We start from the raw sequence: 20,535 nt of genomic DNA on the forward strand, positions 1-20,535 counted from the left end.
TTTTCCAATATATAGAAAAAAACTCAGTCAAAAGACTGAGTTTTTCTAACTAGCAACGTTCTACTCTCCCAAGCAGCTGCCCGCTAAGTACCATCGACGCTGGAGGACTTTACTTCTGTGTTCGGTATGGGAACAGGTGTTGCCCCTCCGCCATCGTCACTAGATATGAATTTGCTTTGCAAATTCAGCCGTGGGTCTGTTTACGAAGTAAATAGACTAGGCTTTCTATCAAAACATCATAAAATGATGGTTTCAACAGTTTAAGGCATATACCCTAAAAACTACATACAGATCATTCATTAAAAGTTTTAGTAAAAATTTGGTCAAGACCTCGACCTATTAGTACCTGTCAGCTGAATGCATTACTGCACTTACACCTCAGGCCTATTACCACATTATCTTCATGGGGTCTTACTCCATTTCTGGATGGGAAATCTCATCTTAAGGGGGGCTTCGCGCTTAGATGCCTTCAGCGCTTATCCCGTCCAAACTTAGCTACTCAGCTGTGCCTTTGGCAAGACAACTGATCCACCAGAGGTTTGTCCATCCCGGTCCTCTCGTACTAAGGACAGCTCCTCTCAAATTTCCTACGCCCACAGCAGATAGGGACCGAACTGTCTCACGACGTTCTGAACCCAGCTCGCGTGCCTCTTTAATGGGCGAACAGCCCAACCCTTGGGACCTACTTCAGCCCCAGGATGAGACGAGCCGACATCGAGGTGCCAAACCTCCCCGTCGATGTGGACTCTTGGGGGAGATAAGCCTGTTATCCCCGGGGTAGCTTTTATCCGTTGAGCGATGGCCCTTCCATGCGGTGCCACCGGATCACTAAGCTCTACTTTCGTACCTGCTCGAAATGTCTCTCTCGCAGTCAAGCTCCCTTTTGCCTTTACACTCTTCGCGCGATTTCCAACCGCGCTGAGGGAACCTTTAGGCGCCTCCGTTACTCTTTAGGAGGCGACCGCCCCAGTCAAACTGCCCACCTGACATTGTCCTGAATCAGGGTAACTGATTACAGTTAGAATAACGTTATATCAAGAGTGGTATCCCAACGGTGACTCCATTAAGACTGGCGTCCTAACTTCTAAGTCTCCCACCTATCCTGTACATGATATACCATTATCCAGTGCCAAGCTACAGTAAAGCTCCACGGGGTCTTTCCGTCTAGCTGCGGGTAACCGGCATCTTTACCGGTACTACAATTTCACCGAGTCTATTGTTGAGACAGCGTCCAAATCGTTACGCCTTTCGTGCGGGTCGGAACTTACCCGACAAGGAATTTCGCTACCTTAGGACCGTTATAGTTACGGCCGCCGTTTACTGGGGCTTCGGTTCTATGCTTCGATTGCTCTAACACTTCCCCTTAACCTTCCAGCACCGGGCAGGCGTCAGCCCCTATACATCATCTTTCGATTTAGCAGAGACCTGTGTTTTTGGTAAACAGTCGCTTGGACCTATCCTCTGCGGCCACCACTAGCTCTGAACCTGTGATGGCACCCCTTCTCCCGAAGTTACGGGGTCATTTTGCCGAGTTCCTTAACAATAGTTTTCTCGCTCGCCTTAGTATTCTCTACTCTCCTACCTGTGTCGGTTTACGGTACAGGCACCTGCTCCCTCGATAGAAACTTTTCTCGACAGTGTGATATCTGCTACTTCGCTACTATTTTCACTCCCCATCACAGCTCACCCTTACAAGAGGCGGATTTGCCTACCTCTCAGACTCGCTGCTTGGACGCACTCAACCAATCGTGCGCTTAGCATAACCTCCTGTGTCATTCCCTCTCTCAAACGGTTCTCGGTGGTACAGGAATCTTTACCTGTTGTCCATCGCCTACGACTTTCGTCCTCGGCTTAGGTCCTGACTTACCCTGAGCGGACGAACCTTCCTCAGGAAACCTTAGGTTTTCGGCGGACGGGATTCTCACCCGTCTCTCGTTACTCATGCCAACATTCTCTCTTCTATACAGTCCACACGTCCTTACGATCGTGCTTCACCCCGTATACAATGCTCCTCTACCAATTAGATTACTCTAATTCCATAGCTTCGGTAGTAAGTTTGAGCCCCGGTAATCTTCGGCGCAGGATCACTCGACTAGTGAGCTATTACGCACTCTTTAAATGTATGGCTGCTTCTAAGCCAACATCCTAGTTGTCTGGGCAATCCCACATCCTTTTCCACTTAACTTACATTTTGGGACCTTAGCTGATGGTCTGGGCTGTTTCCCTTTTGACTATGAATCTTATCACACATAGTCTGACTCCTGAGTATAAGATATCGGTATTCGGAGTTTGATAGTCTTCGGTAGCCGGTGAAAGCCCCTAGGACATTCAGTGCTCTACCCCCGTATCTCTTTACCTCAAGGCTAGCCCTAAAGCTATTTCGAGGAGAACCAGCTATCTCCGGGTTCGATTGGAATTTCTCCGCTATCCACATGTCATCCCAACCTTTTTCAACAGATATGGGTTCGGGCCTCCAAGAGGTTTTACCCTCGCTTCACCCTGCACATGGATAGGTCACCCGGTTTCGGGTCTACGCCATACAACTCATTCGCCCTTTTCAGACTCGCTTTCGCTGCGGCTCCGTGCCTGAAGCACTTAACCTTGCTGCATAACGTAACTCGTTGGCCCGTTCTACAAAAAGTACATGGTCGTTCTTTAACGAACTTCCATTGCTTGTAAACATAGGGTTTCAGGTTCTTTTCACTCCCCTCTCGGGGTTCTTTTCACCTTTCCCTCACGGTACTATTCACTATCGGTCACTAGGTAGTATTTAGCCTTGGCAGATGGTCCTGCCTGCTTCCCACAAAGTTTCACGTGCTCCGTGGTACTCCGGATCAGTCTCGCTATACTTCTCTTTTCGCTTACGTGGCTCTCACACTCTTCGGCCTGCTTTCCCAAGCAGTTCTGCTAAGATACATTTTCACTTTATCGACTGTCCACACCCCTTCGTCCGAAGACTTAGGTTTGGGCTATTTCCCGTTCGCTCGCCACTACTTAGGAAATCACTTTTGTTTTCTCTTCCTTCAGGTACTTAGATGTTTCAGTTCCCTGAGTTCCCTTCCTATAACCTATGAATTCAGTTATGGATGACTGGACATTACTCCAGCCGGGTTGCCCCATTCGGATATCTACGGATCTACACTTGCTTGCAGCTCCCCGTAGCTTTTCGCAGCTTACCACGTCCTTCTTCGGCTCCTAGTGCCAAGGCATCCGCCCTATGCTCTTATTATCTTGACCATTTGATATTATTTTACTAATATCGGGTTTTTTACTTCTTTCGATTTAGACTCTCATCTAAATCTACACTTTTTAATGTCTTCTCTATATGCAGTTTTCAAGGTACACACGAAAAACAGGATGTTTTTCGACCGACGTGAGGAAATCCAAAGAATTTTCTTAGGAGGGTATCTGTCTAAGATTAATATCTTAATCATCTACACTCTATCGAGTCGTTTCAGTTCCTATTCTTCTTTCAAGGTTCTTTTGCAAGACCCTCAAAATTGAACAGCGCAAATGTCTATTTCTCCTTAGAAAGGAGGTGATCCAGCCGCACCTTCCGATACGGCTACCTTGTTACGACTTCACCCCAGTCATTGGTTTCACCTTCGACAGCTCCCTCCTTGCGGTTAGGCCACTGGCTTCGGGCGCCCCCAACTTCCATGGTGTGACGGGCGGTGTGTACAAGACCCGGGAACGCATTCACCGCGACATTCTGATTCGCGATTACTAGCAACTCCAACTTCATGTGGGCGAGTTTCAGCCCACAATCCGAACTGGGATCGGCTTTTTAGGATTCGCTCCATCTTACGACTTCGCTGCCCGTTGTACCGACCATTGTAGCACGTGTGTAGCCCAGATCATAAGGGGCATGATGATTTGACGTCATCCCCACCTTCCTCCGTGTTATCCACGGCAGTCTGTCTAGAGGGTCCAGCATTACCTGATGACAACTAAACATAAGGGTTGCGCTCGTTGCGGGACTTAACCCAACATCTCACGACACGAGCTGACGACAACCATGCACCACCTGTCTCCTCTGTCCCGAAAGACATAGCCGGCTAAGGCTACTTCAGAGGGATGTCAAGACCTGGTAAGGTTCTTCGCGTTGCTTCGAATTAAACCACATGCTCCGCTGCTTGTGCGGGTCCCCGTCAATTCCTTTGAGTTTCACACTTGCGTGCGTACTCCCCAGGCGGAATACTTAATGCGTTTGCTGCGGCACCGAGTTTTGACGCCCGACACCTAGTATTCATCGTTTACGGCGTGGACTACCAGGGTATCTAATCCTGTTCGCTACCCACGCTTTCGTGCCTCAGCGTCAGTTACAGTCCAGTAAGTCGCCTTCGCCACTGGTGTTCCTCCTAATATCTACGAATTTCACCTCTACACTAGGAATTCCACTTACCTCTCCTGCACTCAAGCCTATCAGTTCCAAAGGCTTACATTGGTTGAGCCAATGCCTTTCACCCCTGGCTTGATAAGCCGCCTACGCACCCTTTACGCCCAGTGATTCCGGATAACGCTTGCCCCCTACGTATTACCGCGGCTGCTGGCACGTAGTTAGCCGGGGCTTCCTCCTATGGTACCGTCATTTGTTTCTTCCCATAGGACAGAGTTTTACAACCCGAAGGCCTTCATCACTCACGCGGCGTTGCTGCATCAGGCTTGCGCCCATTGTGCAATATTCCCCACTGCTGCCTCCCGTAGGAGTCTGGACCGTGTCTCAGTTCCAGTGTGGCCGATCACCCTCTCAGGTCGGCTACTGATCGTCGCCTTGGTAAGCCGTTACCTTACCAACTAGCTAATCAGACGCGGGCCCATCTCATACCGATAAATCTTTGTCGGCTACATCATGCGATGCTACCGACTTATAAGGTATTAATCACCGTTTCCAGTGGCTATCCCTTTGTATGAGGCAGGTTGCCCACGCGTTACTCACCCGTCCGCCGCTTTCATAAGTTTCGCTTTGACCGAAGTCTCCACTCCACTTAATCACGCTCGACTTGCATGTGTTAGGCACGCCGCCAGCGTTCATCCTGAGCCAGGATCAAACTCTTAAAATTAATTTTAAGTTTTGCCTGTTATCTCAAAACGAGCTAACTTGCTTTTTGCTTCTCAATTTCTTGCGAAGCGTTTCCGTTTTTTTATCACTTCTTTTGTTGCTACTAGAGCCTCAAAAGGTTGACGAGAATTTTTCAATTCTTTTTGGTTTTTTTCATTTGCGCTATTCAATTTTCAAGGTCCTGATTTTTTTCAAAGCCAGCATTTTCAATGTTTTTAAGACTTGTTAACGCCGACAACTTTTACAGTATACCAGTCTACAAAGACCTTGTCAACGAAAAATCGAAAAGTTTTTTTGTTTTTTTCGAGACTACTACATATAGTATGTTCTTTTAATGATAAACACTACTAATACAAGTATTAGTAGTGCTAAGTTTTCTGTATACAGTTACTTAAACAAACTTTCAAACGGTTCTAATCCAAATTGACCACCGGTATGAATAAAAAGAATTTTATCTTTAGAAGTGAACTTTCCTGATTTTATATCAGATAAAAGACCATGAAAAGCTTTGCCCGTATACACAGGATCTAAAATAATTCCTTCCAATAATGCAACTTCTTTAATTGTATCAATCACCTCAGGGTATGGAATCGCATATCCAGGACCCTGATAGTCATCTGAAATATCAAGTTTTAAATCTAGGTTTTTATGACAGTTGACTAGATCTAATGTTTCTTTGATTATTTGATTGCATTTATCATAGAAATATTTTGAGGATCCTCCAACGCTGTAACCGTAAACTGGGACATTAATTGAATGACAGGCACTTCCTATCACAAGTCCAGAGTATGTTCCTCCAGATCCAACCGTACATATGATGGAAGATAAATCAATTTTATCTTTAATAGTTTGTGCAATTATTTCATTATATGCATTGATGTATCCAAGATTACCTATTCCGTTTGAAGCGCCAATTGGTATCCAGTATGCTTTCTTTCCAAGTCTTGAATATTGGTTGATCACGCTTTCCGCATAGGCCTCAATATTCGCAAACTCAGTAGGATCAAGATATTCAATTTTACTATTTACTATTTTATCAAGTAGTAAGTTTCCAGTGGCAGTAGATGGTTCATTTCCCCTAAGTAACAAATGGGGTTCTAATCCAAGTTTTCGGCATGCTATTGCAGTGGCCCTTGCGTGATTGGATTGAATCGCACCAGCGGTGATAATAACTTCACTATTTTTGTCCATAGCATCCTTTAATACATATTCTAGTTTTCTTACCTTGTTGCCTGACAACACCATTCCTGTTAAATCATCACGCTTGATAAAGATTTCAACACCATATTTTTCTGATATTTTCTCTAATTTATTAATAGGAGTTTCTTGGTAGATTAACTTTACTTTTTCTCTTAACTTATAGTTCATAGTATCCCTCCCCTCCTAATAATTATAATCCAAAATATCAATTTGTTGCTTATTATTTCTTATATTTGGTATTCTATTAAAGATATAGAAAGGAGTAGACTATGATTATGAAAACATTTTCAGGAAAAATTACACTTATACTTTTTACCTTTTCAATTATTATTATTCTTATATTATCAACGATATCTTTTGTTATGATTAAAAATTCAGTTATGAATCAAATGATGGAAGACGGCAAGACACTAATAAAAACCATACGATATGAGATTGAAAGTAATGATATTAGTAATTTAAACGAAATTCAATCCATATTTAAAGCAGTAAAAGATAGAAGTGAGGGAAGTATATCATACATATCTCTTTCTGATTCTTCAGGACAGTTAGTCGTTACAGATGAACAAGTTGTTGTTGATGCGATTTCTTCCTCTAGTCAAACTGAAGAAACAACAACACAAAGTGCGTCATCAGCTGAACCTGTTCTTATACAAGTAAGTAAAGATATTTTTAATGTAACAGAGCCATTATCTGACAATCAATATTTACTTAACATTGGTATTTCACTTACACATCTTCAAAATGAATTAAGTCGTGCGCTTACAACTATTGCTCTGATTGGTGGTTCTATGACATTAGTTGTCATCCTCCTAGGATATATTATTACAAAGAGCATGATGAAGGTTCTTAGTACAACAATCTCGAGTATTGAAACATTCGCAACGGGTAATTTAAATACAAATTTCATTGAAACACGAAAAGACGAATTTGGTAAACTTGGACAGTCATTAAATAACCTATCAGAACAATTTAGAAATACGATGTCCGAAACATTAACTGTAGTCAACCAACTAAATGTGGCTTCAGAAAATATTACAAATACTAAAATTAGTTTGAATGCATCTACTACAAAAGTTCGTTCCAATACTGATGAAATTCAGTCAGTTATTGAAATTCAAAGTGATTCAATTAATGAAATGACATCTGTGGTAACTCAATTAAACACACTTTTATATGAAATGAGTAAAAAATCTGCTCAAATTGATCTTAATAACAATGATATCTACGATTCTACCCTATCTGGTTTGAATAAAATGAAGACTTTGAATCACTCTATGGTGGATGTTTCAGAAACTATGATTGAAAGTTCTCATCAAGTAGACAAATTAAACGATAACTTTAGTGAAATTTCAGATATAACCAATGTCATTAATGCAGTTGCTCAGCAAACAAACCTTTTAGCTTTGAATGCTGCAATAGAGGCAGCGAGAGCTGGTGAATCTGGCAGGGGATTTGCTGTAGTTGCTGATGAAATTAAGAAATTAGCTGAACAAGTTATAAACGCAGCGGATCAAATTAGTACAATCATCTCTAATACTACTCATGTTGTTGCTGAAGTAACGCGTCAAAATTCGTTGATTGAAAATAAACTAACCAATCAAGAAAAAGAAGTTAATGCAGTTAATCTAGCTTTTGACCAAATTAGAAATAGAACTTCATCCTCTATTGACACCATTAAATCATTCTTGTCTGAAATAGAATCAATTTTGGAGAGCAATAAAGTCATGCAAACTGAAATGTCTGCAATTGGTAATGTTTCTGATAATGTTATGTCTTTAGAAAAAACTATTGTTGATTCATTAGATCGACAAATTCTTTGTATCACTAACTTAGAAGATATTATAAAGGATATAGTTGATTTAAATCAAAGAATGTATGAAACTACCTCTTATTTTAAAATCTAGTTGAGTTATTTAAATTAACTGAATTAAAACAAAAAACACCAATCATTGATTGGTGTTTTTTTACTTTTATTATGAAAGTAACTTTTTTAATATCAAAATTGTTTTCTTGTAGAGTTCGTCGTATTCGCAACCACAATTTCCGCACTCAACATCTGCTATTTCTATTGCTTTTAATAAATCGATGGTTTCTTGCTCTGTCGGAATCTTAACGCTCATCCACTTTTCTGATGGCAATGCAATCAAATCCCATCCTGAATTTTTAAATTTGGTAAGCATGTTCATCAACTCTATTCTTTCATCCATTTGATAATACCTCCACACTTAATAAAGATATTCTATTCTCTTTTTAATTTAGAGTCAAACACACCTATCATTCGTTGTCAAAAAAATAAAAAAGAACTCAAAATGAGTTCTTTAATTTCAAGCATCTGGCAACGTTCTACTCTCCCAAGCAGCTGCCCGCTAAGTACCATCGACGCTGAAGGACTTTACTTCTGTGTTCGGTATGGGAACAGGTGTTACCCCTTCGCCATCATCACCAAATTGCTTGAATTTGAAACTAGCAACGTTCTACTCTCCCAAGCAGCTGCCCGCTAAGTACCATCGACGCTGGAGGACTTTACTTCTGTGTTCGGTATGGGAACAGGTGTTGCCCCTCCGCCATCGTCACTAGATATGAATTTGCTTTGCAAATTCAGCCGTGGGTCTGTTTACAAAGTAAATAGACTAGGCTTTCTATTAAAACATCATAAAATGATGGTTTCAAACAGTTTAAGGTATATACCCTAAAAACTACATACAGATTGATTATTAAAAGTGTTACCCTCCTAAATGGACTGCGTCCATTCACGTTCGGGATTTTTACGAAGTAAAATCTTGGTCAAGACCTCGACCTATTAGTACCTGTCAGCTGAATGCATTACTGCACTTACACCTCAGGCCTATTACCACATTATCTTCATGGGGTCTTACTCCATTTCTGGATGGGAAATCTCATCTTAAGGGGGGCTTCGCGCTTAGATGCCTTCAGCGCTTATCCCGTCCAAACTTAGCTACTCAGCTGTGCCTTTGGCAAGACAACTGATCCACCAGAGGTTTGTCCATCCCGGTCCTCTCGTACTAAGGACAGCTCCTCTCAAATTTCCTACGCCCACAGCAGATAGGGACCGAACTGTCTCACGACGTTCTGAACCCAGCTCGCGTGCCTCTTTAATGGGCGAACAGCCCAACCCTTGGGACCTACTTCAGCCCCAGGATGAGACGAGCCGACATCGAGGTGCCAAACCTCCCCGTCGATGTGGACTCTTGGGGGAGATAAGCCTGTTATCCCCGGGGTAGCTTTTATCCGTTGAGCGATGGCCCTTCCATGCGGTGCCACCGGATCACTAAGCTCTACTTTCGTACCTGCTCGAAATGTCTCTCTCGCAGTCAAGCTCCCTTTTGCCTTTACACTCTTCGCGCGATTTCCAACCGCGCTGAGGGAACCTTTAGGCGCCTCCGTTACTCTTTAGGAGGCGACCGCCCCAGTCAAACTGCCCACCTGACATTGTCCTGAATCAGGGTAACTGATTACAGTTAGAATAACGTTATATCAAGAGTGGTATCCCAACGGTGACTCCATTAAGACTGGCGTCCTAACTTCTAAGTCTCCCACCTATCCTGTACATGATATACCATTATCCAGTGCCAAGCTACAGTAAAGCTCCACGGGGTCTTTCCGTCTAGCTGCGGGTAACCGGCATCTTTACCGGTACTACAATTTCACCGAGTCTATTGTTGAGACAGCGTCCAAATCGTTACGCCTTTCGTGCGGGTCGGAACTTACCCGACAAGGAATTTCGCTACCTTAGGACCGTTATAGTTACGGCCGCCGTTTACTGGGGCTTCGGTTCTATGCTTCGATTGCTCTAACACTTCCCCTTAACCTTCCAGCACCGGGCAGGCGTCAGCCCCTATACATCATCTTTCGATTTAGCAGAGACCTGTGTTTTTGGTAAACAGTCGCTTGGACCTATCCTCTGCGGCCACCACTAGCTCTGAACCTGTGATGGCACCCCTTCTCCCGAAGTTACGGGGTCATTTTGCCGAGTTCCTTAACAATAGTTTTCTCGCTCGCCTTAGTATTCTCTACTCTCCTACCTGTGTCGGTTTACGGTACAGGCACCTGCTCCCTCGATAGAAACTTTTCTCGACAGTGTGATATCTGCTACTTCGCTACTATTTTCACTCCCCATCACAGCTCACCCTTACAAGAGGCGGATTTGCCTACCTCTCAGACTCGCTGCTTGGACGCACTCAACCAATCGTGCGCTTAGCATAACCTCCTGTGTCATTCCCTCTCTCAAACGGTTCTCGGTGGTACAGGAATCTTTACCTGTTGTCCATCGCCTACGACTTTCGTCCTCGGCTTAGGTCCTGACTTACCCTGAGCGGACGAACCTTCCTCAGGAAACCTTAGGTTTTCGGCGGACGGGATTCTCACCCGTCTCTCGTTACTCATGCCAACATTCTCTCTTCTATACAGTCCACACGTCCTTACGATCGTGCTTCACCCCGTATACAATGCTCCTCTACCAATTAGATTACTCTAATTCCATAGCTTCGGTAGTAAGTTTGAGCCCCGGTAATCTTCGGCGCAGGATCACTCGACTAGTGAGCTATTACGCACTCTTTAAATGTATGGCTGCTTCTAAGCCAACATCCTAGTTGTCTGGGCAATCCCACATCCTTTTCCACTTAACTTACATTTTGGGACCTTAGCTGATGGTCTGGGCTGTTTCCCTTTTGACTATGAATCTTATCACACATAGTCTGACTCCTGAGTATAAGATATCGGTATTCGGAGTTTGATAGTCTTCGGTAGCCGGTGAAAGCCCCTAGGACATTCAGTGCTCTACCCCCGTATCTCTTTACCTCAAGGCTAGCCCTAAAGCTATTTCGAGGAGAACCAGCTATCTCCGGGTTCGATTGGAATTTCTCCGCTATCCACATGTCATCCCAACCTTTTTCAACAGATATGGGTTCGGGCCTCCAAGAGGTTTTACCCTCGCTTCACCCTGCACATGGATAGGTCACCCGGTTTCGGGTCTACGCCATACAACTCATTCGCCCTTTTCAGACTCGCTTTCGCTGCGGCTCCGTGCCTGAAGCACTTAACCTTGCTGCATAACGTAACTCGTTGGCCCGTTCTACAAAAAGTACATGGTCGTTCTTTAACGAACTTCCATTGCTTGTAAACATAGGGTTTCAGGTTCTTTTCACTCCCCTCTCGGGGTTCTTTTCACCTTTCCCTCACGGTACTATTCACTATCGGTCACTAGGTAGTATTTAGCCTTGGCAGATGGTCCTGCCTGCTTCCCACAAAGTTTCACGTGCTCCGTGGTACTCCGGATCAGTCTCGCTATACTTCTCTTTTCGCTTACGTGGCTCTCACACTCTTCGGCCTGCTTTCCCAAGCAGTTCTGCTAAGATACATTTTCACTTTATCGACTGTCCACACCCCTTCGTCCGAAGACTTAGGTTTGGGCTATTTCCCGTTCGCTCGCCACTACTTAGGAAATCACTTTTGTTTTCTCTTCCTTCAGGTACTTAGATGTTTCAGTTCCCTGAGTTCCCTTCCTATAACCTATGAATTCAGTTATGGATGACTGGACATTACTCCAGCCGGGTTGCCCCATTCGGATATCTACGGATCTACACTTGCTTGCAGCTCCCCGTAGCTTTTCGCAGCTTACCACGTCCTTCTTCGGCTCCTAGTGCCAAGGCATCCGCCCTATGCTCTTATTATCTTGACCATTTGATATTATTTTACTAATATCGGGTTTTTTACTTCTTTCGATTTAGACTCTCATCTAAATCTACACTTTTTAATGTCTTCTCTATATGCAGTTTTCAAGGTACACACGAAAAACAGGATGTTTTTCGACCGACGTAGCCTGGTCGCAACTTACGTTGCTGCTCGGCAATGCAACCTAGGAAATCCAAAGGATTTTCTTAGGAGGGTATCTGTCTAAGATTAATATCTTAATCATCTACACTCTATCGAGTCGTTTCAGTTCCTATTCTTCTTTCAAGGTTCTTTTGCAAGACCCTCAAAATTGAACAGCGCAAATGTCTATTTCTCCTTAGAAAGGAGGTGATCCAGCCGCACCTTCCGATACGGCTACCTTGTTACGACTTCACCCCAGTCATTGGTTTCACCTTCGACAGCTCCCTCCTTGCGGTTAGGCCACTGGCTTCGGGCGCCCCCAACTTCCATGGTGTGACGGGCGGTGTGTACAAGACCCGGGAACGCATTCACCGCGACATTCTGATTCGCGATTACTAGCAACTCCAACTTCATGTGGGCGAGTTTCAGCCCACAATCCGAACTGGGATCGGCTTTTTAGGATTCGCTCCATCTTACGACTTCGCTGCCCGTTGTACCGACCATTGTAGCACGTGTGTAGCCCAGATCATAAGGGGCATGATGATTTGACGTCATCCCCACCTTCCTCCGTGTTATCCACGGCAGTCTGTCTAGAGGGTCCAGCATTACCTGATGACAACTAAACATAAGGGTTGCGCTCGTTGCGGGACTTAACCCAACATCTCACGACACGAGCTGACGACAACCATGCACCACCTGTCTCCTCTGTCCCGAAAGACATAGCCGGCTAAGGCTACTTCAGAGGGATGTCAAGACCTGGTAAGGTTCTTCGCGTTGCTTCGAATTAAACCACATGCTCCGCTGCTTGTGCGGGTCCCCGTCAATTCCTTTGAGTTTCACACTTGCGTGCGTACTCCCCAGGCGGAATACTTAATGCGTTTGCTGCGGCACCGAGTTTTGACGCCCGACACCTAGTATTCATCGTTTACGGCGTGGACTACCAGGGTATCTAATCCTGTTCGCTACCCACGCTTTCGTGCCTCAGCGTCAGTTACAGTCCAGTAAGTCGCCTTCGCCACTGGTGTTCCTCCTAATATCTACGAATTTCACCTCTACACTAGGAATTCCACTTACCTCTCCTGCACTCAAGCCTATCAGTTCCAAAGGCTTACATTGGTTGAGCCAATGCCTTTCACCCCTGGCTTGATAAGCCGCCTACGCACCCTTTACGCCCAGTGATTCCGGATAACGCTTGCCCCCTACGTATTACCGCGGCTGCTGGCACGTAGTTAGCCGGGGCTTCCTCCTATGGTACCGTCATTTGTTTCTTCCCATAGGACAGAGTTTTACAACCCGAAGGCCTTCATCACTCACGCGGCGTTGCTGCATCAGGCTTGCGCCCATTGTGCAATATTCCCCACTGCTGCCTCCCGTAGGAGTCTGGACCGTGTCTCAGTTCCAGTGTGGCCGATCACCCTCTCAGGTCGGCTACTGATCGTCGCCTTGGTAAGCCGTTACCTTACCAACTAGCTAATCAGACGCGGGCCCATCTCATACCGATAAATCTTTGTCGGCTACATCATGCGATGCTACCGACTTATAAGGTATTAATCACCGTTTCCAGTGGCTATCCCTTTGTATGAGGCAGGTTGCCCACGCGTTACTCACCCGTCCGCCGCTTTCATAAGTTTCGCTTTGACCGAAGTCTCCACTCCACTTAATCACGCTCGACTTGCATGTGTTAGGCACGCCGCCAGCGTTCATCCTGAGCCAGGATCAAACTCTTAAAATTAATTTTAAGTTTTGCCTGTTATCTCAAAACGAGCTAACTTGCTTTTTGCTTCTCAATTTCTTGCGAAGCGTTTCCGTTTTTTATCACTTCTTTTGTTGCTACTAGAGCCTCAAAAGGTTGACGAGAATTTTTCAATTCTTTTTGGTTTTTTTCATTTGCGCTATTCAATTTTCAAGGTCCTGGTTTTGATTCAGGCCTTTCGGCTTTCATCTTTATAAATGCTTTCACATGTCATCGCTATTACTAACTCAACGTGACAGCTTTTATACTTTATCAAATCTCACAAGCTTTGTCAACACTTATTTTTAACTTTTCGTTTTTTAATGTTGCCATCGCTTAGCGACTTGATTATCTTACACCATAAGCATCACTTACGTCAACCCAATTTAACATCTTTTTAAGTTAACAAATTGTAACAACAGAACTAATTGATTGTTTTTATTTATATATGAAGTAAACTATTATATAATATCAATAGACCTAAGCTGGTGAGATAGTATTTATATTATCTTATATAAAGTATCTTGTTACTTATTAAATAATGATTAACCAGCATTAATAACATAAAAATCAGTTGATTTTATAGATTTATATTTTAATCGGAGGCTATTATGAAACGCGTTTTTTCAGGAGTACAACCTACTGGTCAAATTCATCTTGGCAATTACATTACTATGAAGAACTTTGTTAAGCAGCAAGAAGATAAAGATTGTATTTATTGTGTCGTCAATATGCATTCTATAACTCTACCTCAAGACCCTGCTATTTTAAGAGATCGCACTGTAGAACTTGCGGCTCTATATCTGGCAATAGGTATCGATCCCAAAAAGGTAACTTTGTTTGTACAATCACAAGTACCTGCTCATGCAGAGCTCGCTTGGATTTTAAACTGCTTTTCATATATGGGTGAACTAAATCGTATGACTCAATTTAAAGATAAGTCAGCTGGAAAAGACGTCGTGACAACAGGTTTATTTACGTATCCTGTATTAATGGCGGCTGATATCCTATTATATGACACACATTATGTTCCAGTAGGCAATGATCAAAAACAACATTTAGAGTTGACGAGGGATATTGCTATCAGATTTAATAATAAATTTGGTGACACCTTTATTGTACCTGAGCCAATGATTGCCAAAGTTGAAGATGGTGCTAGAATAATGGCTTTTGACGATCCTAGTCAAAAGATGAGTAAAAGCAATCCGAATGAATTTTCTAAAATCACATTATTGGATACACCTTCAAAAGTTAAAAAATCTATTATGAGAGCAACTACTGATAGTGATATGACTATCCGATATGATTTAACAAATAAGCCAGGAGTAAGTAATCTATTGACCATCTACTCACAATTTTCAGGAATGTCTATTACTGAAATTGAAAGTAAATATGAGAATGAAGGTTATGGCACTTTGAAAAAAGATTTAGTCGAAGTTGTCAATCTTGAACTTTCAAAAATTCAATCAGAGTATAATAGAATTCTTGAAAGTGGTGAAGTTTTAGATGTTTTAAAAGCTGGTAGAGAAAGAGCACAAGAATTGTCTACGGTTGTTTTAGATCGTGTAAAAAATAAAATTGGTTTTTTAACCTTCTAAATCCAAAGTGATTCCTTCCAATATTCTTTATTTTTACCTATATTGGTCTACTCTGCTATTTGATTCATATTATTAAATCCGCTTTTTGCGGATTTTTTATTTTACTCTTTTTATTCGGGTATAATATCCACAAATATTGTTATGAGGTGAAACTATGATACATGAATTTGATGCTGTTATTACAAAGGTTAACGGAAAGAACGCTTCTTATATAACACCACCTTTTGATATACAAGAGGTATATGGCAGTAAACGCGTTAAAGTAAAAGCCACCTTTGATGGCATACCTTATAGAGGTTCTATTGTAATAATGGGTGGTACTACTATGTTAGGTATCACACAGGAATTAAGAAGCCAACTAAATAAGTCTTATGGTGATACCATCCATGTGACGCTTGAAAAGGATGAAGAAGAGAGAGTCGTAGAATTATCAGATGATATTATGAATCAACTCAACTCACATCCAAAAGCCAAAGCCTTTTATGATAGGTTGTCTTATTCACATAAAAGACAATATGTTTTGTGGGTTGAATCATCGAAAAAGGAAGAAACGCGTCTGACTAGGATAGAGAAAATGATACTTATGCTTGAAGACGAAAAGCGATATTCATAATAATTAGCTGGCTTATAAATAAAAACCTCCACATAGGGAGGTTTTTTATATTGAAACTATCACTTAAATACATGGTTTTTGAATCCATTTCTTCCATTTGGTATCGATATCTTAGTCCAAACATAATTTATTTAAATTTTCTATCAAACTTAAAATTTGTGTTTCTGGAACTGGTTTACTAAAATAAAAGCCTTGTACATAATCTGCTTTCATTTTCTGAGATTTGTTTAAATACTCTAGATCCTCAATTCCCTCAGCTACAACTTCAATATTAATCTTATGTGCAAAATCGACTACTGATTCAAGTAAATTATATACATGCTCACTTGAAATGGATTCCTTCATGATCGCCTTATCAATTTTTATTCCTGTTAGTGGTAGGCGTATAAGATTTTTAAAAGTTGAATAGCCTGTACCAAAATCGTCAAGTGCAATTCCAAATCCTTGACTTCTTAGCTGGACCAGTTTATCTATCGCTGCTTCATTTGACTCTAATGTAATACTTTCTGTTATCTCAAGTTTTATACGATGATGTTCTATTTTATATTGATCAACAATTCGAGTAACTTTTTCGACGATATTATCCTCTAACAGCTGAATTACAGAAATATTAACGGACATATCAATCGTTTGATTGTAAACAGTATCTATTTTCTTCATAAATTGACACGTTTTTTCTAAAACGATTAAACCAATCTCATTGATAAGCCTAGTTTTTTCAGCGATAGGGATGAACTTATCTGGCATTACAAAACCAAGTTCTTTCGATTGCCATCTGACAAGTGCTTCAAAGCCTTTAACATTCTTATTATTGATGCTCATTATAGGTTGATAATAGACTTCGAATTCTTCTTCTTCTATTGCTTTTCTTAGATGATGTTCATAATTCATTTCAGTAATTGCACTACTCTTTATCTCTTCATTAAAGAAGTAAAAACTCTTTTTAACGATTTTTCTAGCGTGGAACATTGCAATATCTGCATTCTGTATTATTTGTTCAAATGAACTCCCATCTTTAGGAAAAATTGTAACGCCCATACTCGAGTTAATCTTAAGTACAGTTGTACCATTGATAAAAGGCGTTTCAACTATATCGCAGATTTCTTTAATAATACTAATTATTTTATGATAATCTGTAACATTCTTAATTAAGAATACAAACTCATTACCACTAAATCTTGCTAAGTTGCCGTCTATATGATCTGAGTATGATTTTAATCGATTTGCTACTTGTTTTAATATTTCATCACCAAATGTATGGCCATATAGGTCATTAATATACTTAAAGTTATTGATATCGATTAATAATAAAGTTCCTTCTTTGCTACTTTCTATAAAAGCGCGATGAGTTTCTTCAAAGTATGCTCTATTATTTAGTTTTGTTAAAGAATCCGTATAAGCCATATTTTGAATATGAATCTCATATTTTTTTCTAGCTGTTATGTCTTGATGTGAACCAGACATACTTACAAACTCATTGTTTTCATATTTTGAAATGCCAACTGCTTCAATCCATACATAATCGCCATTCTTATTTAGTACGCGATATTCAATTCTATAACTTTCAATTTGTTTGGTTATATAATTTTTTATCGTATCATAAACTCTTTTACGATCCTCTTCATGAATTAAATTGATCCACTCTTCAAGTTCAGATGAATTTAAATTGATATCAAAATTATTGTACCAACTCGGTGTGAGATATGAAATGATGTAATCCTTATTCATATCCCATAAACCTTCTTCAGATGCATCAAAAATAGAGCGATAGCGTTGTTCGCTTTTTTCTATAAATATTTTATTCTCATAGAGAAGATCATATTGTTCCTGAAGGGTTTCTTCAGATGCGTATAATTCTTCATATAATGCTTGCATTTCAATATTTTTCTCATTAATACTTTGTATCATTGAATTAAATCCATCAACGAGTGTACGCATTTCGCTATCATTTGATTCAATGTCACATTGAATATTCATGTCACCATCAGTTACTTTTTCCATTGCTTTTGATAATGCGATGACAGGTTTAACAATTTGATTGCCATACTTGATGGTTATTTTTTCAGCTATATAGATTATAATTAGAGTTACAAATGTAATCAAAATAAATATCCATAGCATTGAGCGTAAAATTTCATTGATGCTAATTTGACCGACTAAGATTAAATCTTTATCTTTAACTTTTACAGAATAATAAATGTTCTTCATATCATGTGATATTTGACCATCCTTGAACTCTGAAAATTTAACATTAGCTCCCGATAACTCATCCCAATTTTTTGCCAACAAGTTTTGATTTTTAGTTGCAATAATAGTCCCCGATGAATTTAGAATGCTAATATAGCCATTGGTTCCAATTTTTTCATTCTCAACAATGTTGGTGATTTCAGACAATAAAATATCCACGCCTATAATCATTTGATCATTAATTTTCTTAGAAGCTGTGATAGCATACTCTCCAGTTCCATGGTCTACATATGGATCTGTCCAAACGATACTACCTTCATTTTCCTCAGCATTAATGTACCAAGTTCTTAAGCGTGGATCATAATCCGGAGCAACATACCGCGCCGGATAAAGTGAAAATTCACCGTTAGAATAGCCAACATACATCGTGCTAGCATCTTTAACATTTGTAATGAATATATTGAGTGTCTGTGTCATATCAATGGTTTTGTCTTCATTTTGTACAAATATCTCTAAAGCATTGAGACTATTTTCCGCATCAGAAAAAGTATTCTCCAACAAAATATTTGTTAATTTAATAACACTAAATGCATTGTCTGTATATTTTTCATTTATTTGATAATAAGTGAACAAATAAAATAACAAGCTACTTATTATTGCAAATGAAATAATTGTTCTTTTCAACAACTGCTTTAGTTTATCTTGAATACCATTAACACTAATCATCGAATCACCAATTATATTTCATTTAATTTCATCAATTCTTTTCTAAATTTTTTAATAATCTTCTTTTCCATACGTGAAACTGTCATTTGGGAGACATTAAGTTCATCAGCCACTTGTATTTGAGTTTTATTTTCAAAGAAACGATCATTAACAATTTTAATTTCAACTTCATTTAATTTTTTTAGGCACATGTTGATAAAATCTCTATTTTCTATGATATCAAAGTATTTATCATCTCTGCCAATAATATCTTGAAGTTGAATATCTTTGTCATCACCTGATGCATCATATGTTAAATCTAAAGACTTAGGCGTATAAACTTGAGAAGCTTCCATCGCTTCAATAACCTCTTCTTCAGTAACATTAAGATACTCAGCAATATCGCTCACTTTTGGAATTCTTTGCAGATCTTGCTGCAATTTGGCTTTAGCTTGATTAATTTTCTTAGATAATTCTTGAATTCTTCTTGGTACTCTTACTGACCAACCCTTATCTCTAAAGTACTTTTTAATCTCTCCAATAATAGTTGGCGTCGCAAAGCTGGAAAATTCAAATCCTCTATCTACATCATATCTTTCAATCGCATAAATCAATCCAAGAGAAGCAACTTGATATATATCCTCGTATTCTATGCCTTTGTTAATGTACTTTTTAGCAAGAATTTCGGTTATATACATATGACGCTTGATCAGTTCATTTCTTATGGCAATGTCCCTATCATTTTTATATAAGTTGAAAAGTTCCTTTGTACTTAGTTTCATTTTTTCTTCACTTAAAGGATTATCAACATAACTGATTACTTGCTTTTTCTTCATGAACTCAGCCCCTAACCGTAAAAGAACATTTATTCAACGATTTTACTCATTTTTATTTTTGTTCCAGTACCTTCATTTGTTTCGATTTCTACTTCATCCATTAGCGATTTGATTATAAAAAGTCCAAGACCGTTTTCTTGAAGTTCTTCTGCGTCTGGCTTACGATATTTTTCAATGTCAAATCCATTTCCAAAATCCACTACTTCAATTATCAAATTATCCAATTCTTTAACAAATTCTAAATTGTAAGTTTTATCTGTTCCTGAATGCAAAATTGCATTGTTACAAGCTTCACCTACTGCAAGTTTAATGTCTTCAATTGACTCGATATCAAATCCCATTTGGTTAGCGACAAAAGATGCCGTTAATCGCGCTATACTCACATATTCAGGCTTGCTAGGTAGCGAAATATTTATAGATTCCCTCATTTACTTTTCCACCTTTACAATTAATTACGTATAGAAAAAATTCGATCTAAACCAGTTAAGGTAAATATTTTTTGAATGCTTGGTTTAAGATTTTCAAAATAGACTGCATTTTCATTCACTTTTACATTTTTATAGAAGCTTATCAATACACCTAGTCCAGTACTATCAATGTACTCAAGATTTTCACACTTAAATAAAAAGTCTGATTTTCTCTTTTCATTTAATTGAATTAACTCATCTTTTAAGGTGGATTTTGAATTGATGTCAACTTCACCAATCAACTCGATTTCCCAAATACTTTCATTTTCGTTATAGTTGGTATTCAATCTTAATGACATT

10 protein-coding genes and 7 rRNA genes are annotated in these 20,535 nt (G+C 40.2%); 3 read left to right on the forward strand and 14 right to left on the reverse strand.

What is annotated here, in order from left to right; all coding sequences use genetic code 11:
* Positions 1 to 47: 47 nt before the first annotated feature.
* The 4 genes from rrf (AC4PID_RS07970) to AC4PID_RS07985 all read right to left on the reverse strand — a co-directional run bounded on the left by rrf (AC4PID_RS07970) (position 48) and on the right by AC4PID_RS07985 (position 6,430).
* Positions 48 to 164: ribosomal RNA gene (gene rrf / locus AC4PID_RS07970) — 5S ribosomal RNA — on the reverse strand.
* Positions 165 to 319: 155 nt separating this feature from the next.
* Positions 320 to 3,237, reverse strand: a 23S ribosomal RNA gene (locus AC4PID_RS07975).
* Positions 3,238 to 3,531: 294 nt separating this feature from the next.
* A 16S ribosomal RNA gene (locus AC4PID_RS07980) occupies positions 3,532 to 5,063 on the reverse strand.
* The 16S, 23S and 5S rRNA genes sit together here, the layout of an rRNA operon.
* Positions 5,064 to 5,449: 386 nt before the next feature.
* Positions 5,450 to 6,430, reverse strand: coding sequence for a 1-aminocyclopropane-1-carboxylate deaminase/D-cysteine desulfhydrase (locus AC4PID_RS07985; RefSeq protein ID WP_492135046.1), 981 nt, complete (start codon positions 6,428 to 6,430; stop codon positions 5,450 to 5,452).
* A 101-nt stretch (positions 6,431 to 6,531) separates the two neighbouring features.
* On the opposite strand from AC4PID_RS07985, the gene AC4PID_RS07990 reads away from it, so the two are divergent.
* Positions 6,532 to 8,169, forward strand: a complete 1,638-nt coding sequence (locus AC4PID_RS07990) for a methyl-accepting chemotaxis protein (protein ID WP_492135047.1) — start codon at positions 6,532 to 6,534, stop codon at positions 8,167 to 8,169.
* 69 nt (positions 8,170 to 8,238) lie between these two features.
* Here AC4PID_RS07990 and AC4PID_RS07995 read toward each other — a convergent pair whose 3' ends face one another.
* The 6 genes from AC4PID_RS07995 to AC4PID_RS08020 all read right to left on the reverse strand — a co-directional run bounded on the left by AC4PID_RS07995 (position 8,239) and on the right by AC4PID_RS08020 (position 13,997).
* Complete coding sequence (locus tag AC4PID_RS07995) at positions 8,239 to 8,472, reverse strand: hypothetical protein (protein ID WP_492135048.1); 234 nt, start codon at positions 8,470 to 8,472, stop codon at positions 8,239 to 8,241.
* Between the two features lie 123 nt (positions 8,473 to 8,595).
* Positions 8,596 to 8,712: ribosomal RNA gene (rrf, locus tag AC4PID_RS08000) — 5S ribosomal RNA — on the reverse strand.
* Between the two features lie 14 nt (positions 8,713 to 8,726).
* Positions 8,727 to 8,843 (reverse strand): 5S ribosomal RNA (rrf, locus tag AC4PID_RS08005).
* 202 nt (positions 8,844 to 9,045) lie between these two features.
* A 23S ribosomal RNA gene (locus AC4PID_RS08010) occupies positions 9,046 to 11,963 on the reverse strand.
* Between the two features lie 334 nt (positions 11,964 to 12,297).
* Positions 12,298 to 13,829 (reverse strand): 16S ribosomal RNA (locus tag AC4PID_RS08015).
* Positions 13,830 to 13,862: 33 nt separating this feature from the next.
* Entirely contained in the window at positions 13,863 to 13,997 is a 135-nt protein-coding gene (locus AC4PID_RS08020) for a hypothetical protein (RefSeq protein ID WP_492132559.1), read from the reverse strand.
* Positions 13,998 to 14,440: 443 nt separating this feature from the next.
* On the opposite strand from AC4PID_RS08020, the gene trpS reads away from it, so the two are divergent.
* Both trpS and AC4PID_RS08030 read left to right on the forward strand, forming a co-directional pair.
* On the forward strand, positions 14,441 to 15,427 hold the full coding sequence (gene trpS / locus AC4PID_RS08025) for a tryptophan--tRNA ligase (RefSeq protein WP_492135049.1): 987 nt from the start codon (positions 14,441 to 14,443) through the stop codon (positions 15,425 to 15,427).
* Positions 15,428 to 15,581: 154 nt separating this feature from the next.
* Complete coding sequence (locus tag AC4PID_RS08030) at positions 15,582 to 16,040, forward strand: YdeI/OmpD-associated family protein (RefSeq protein WP_492135050.1); 459 nt, start codon at positions 15,582 to 15,584, stop codon at positions 16,038 to 16,040.
* A gap of 111 nt (positions 16,041 to 16,151) precedes the next feature.
* Here the strand turns inward: AC4PID_RS08030 and AC4PID_RS08035 are convergent, their stop codons facing one another.
* From AC4PID_RS08035 to AC4PID_RS08050, 4 genes are read right to left on the reverse strand one after another with little or no spacing between them, the layout of a single operon-like run.
* Positions 16,152 to 18,953 (reverse strand): EAL domain-containing protein, encoded by a 2,802-nt coding sequence (locus tag AC4PID_RS08035; protein ID WP_492135051.1) that lies wholly within the window; start codon positions 18,951 to 18,953, stop codon positions 16,152 to 16,154.
* Positions 18,954 to 18,964: 11 nt separating this feature from the next.
* On the reverse strand, positions 18,965 to 19,768 hold the full coding sequence (locus tag AC4PID_RS08040; protein ID WP_492135052.1) for a SigB/SigF/SigG family RNA polymerase sigma factor: 804 nt from the start codon (positions 19,766 to 19,768) through the stop codon (positions 18,965 to 18,967).
* Positions 19,769 to 19,797: 29 nt separating this feature from the next.
* Positions 19,798 to 20,196, reverse strand: a complete 399-nt coding sequence (locus AC4PID_RS08045; protein ID WP_492135053.1) for an ATP-binding protein — start codon at positions 20,194 to 20,196, stop codon at positions 19,798 to 19,800.
* A gap of 20 nt (positions 20,197 to 20,216) precedes the next feature.
* Positions 20,217 to 20,534, reverse strand: a complete 318-nt coding sequence (locus AC4PID_RS08050; protein ID WP_492135054.1) for an STAS domain-containing protein — start codon at positions 20,532 to 20,534, stop codon at positions 20,217 to 20,219.
* Position 20,535 lies beyond the last annotated feature (1 nt).

It is taken from the genome of Fusibacter sp. QWL-12 (assembly GCF_058683495.1).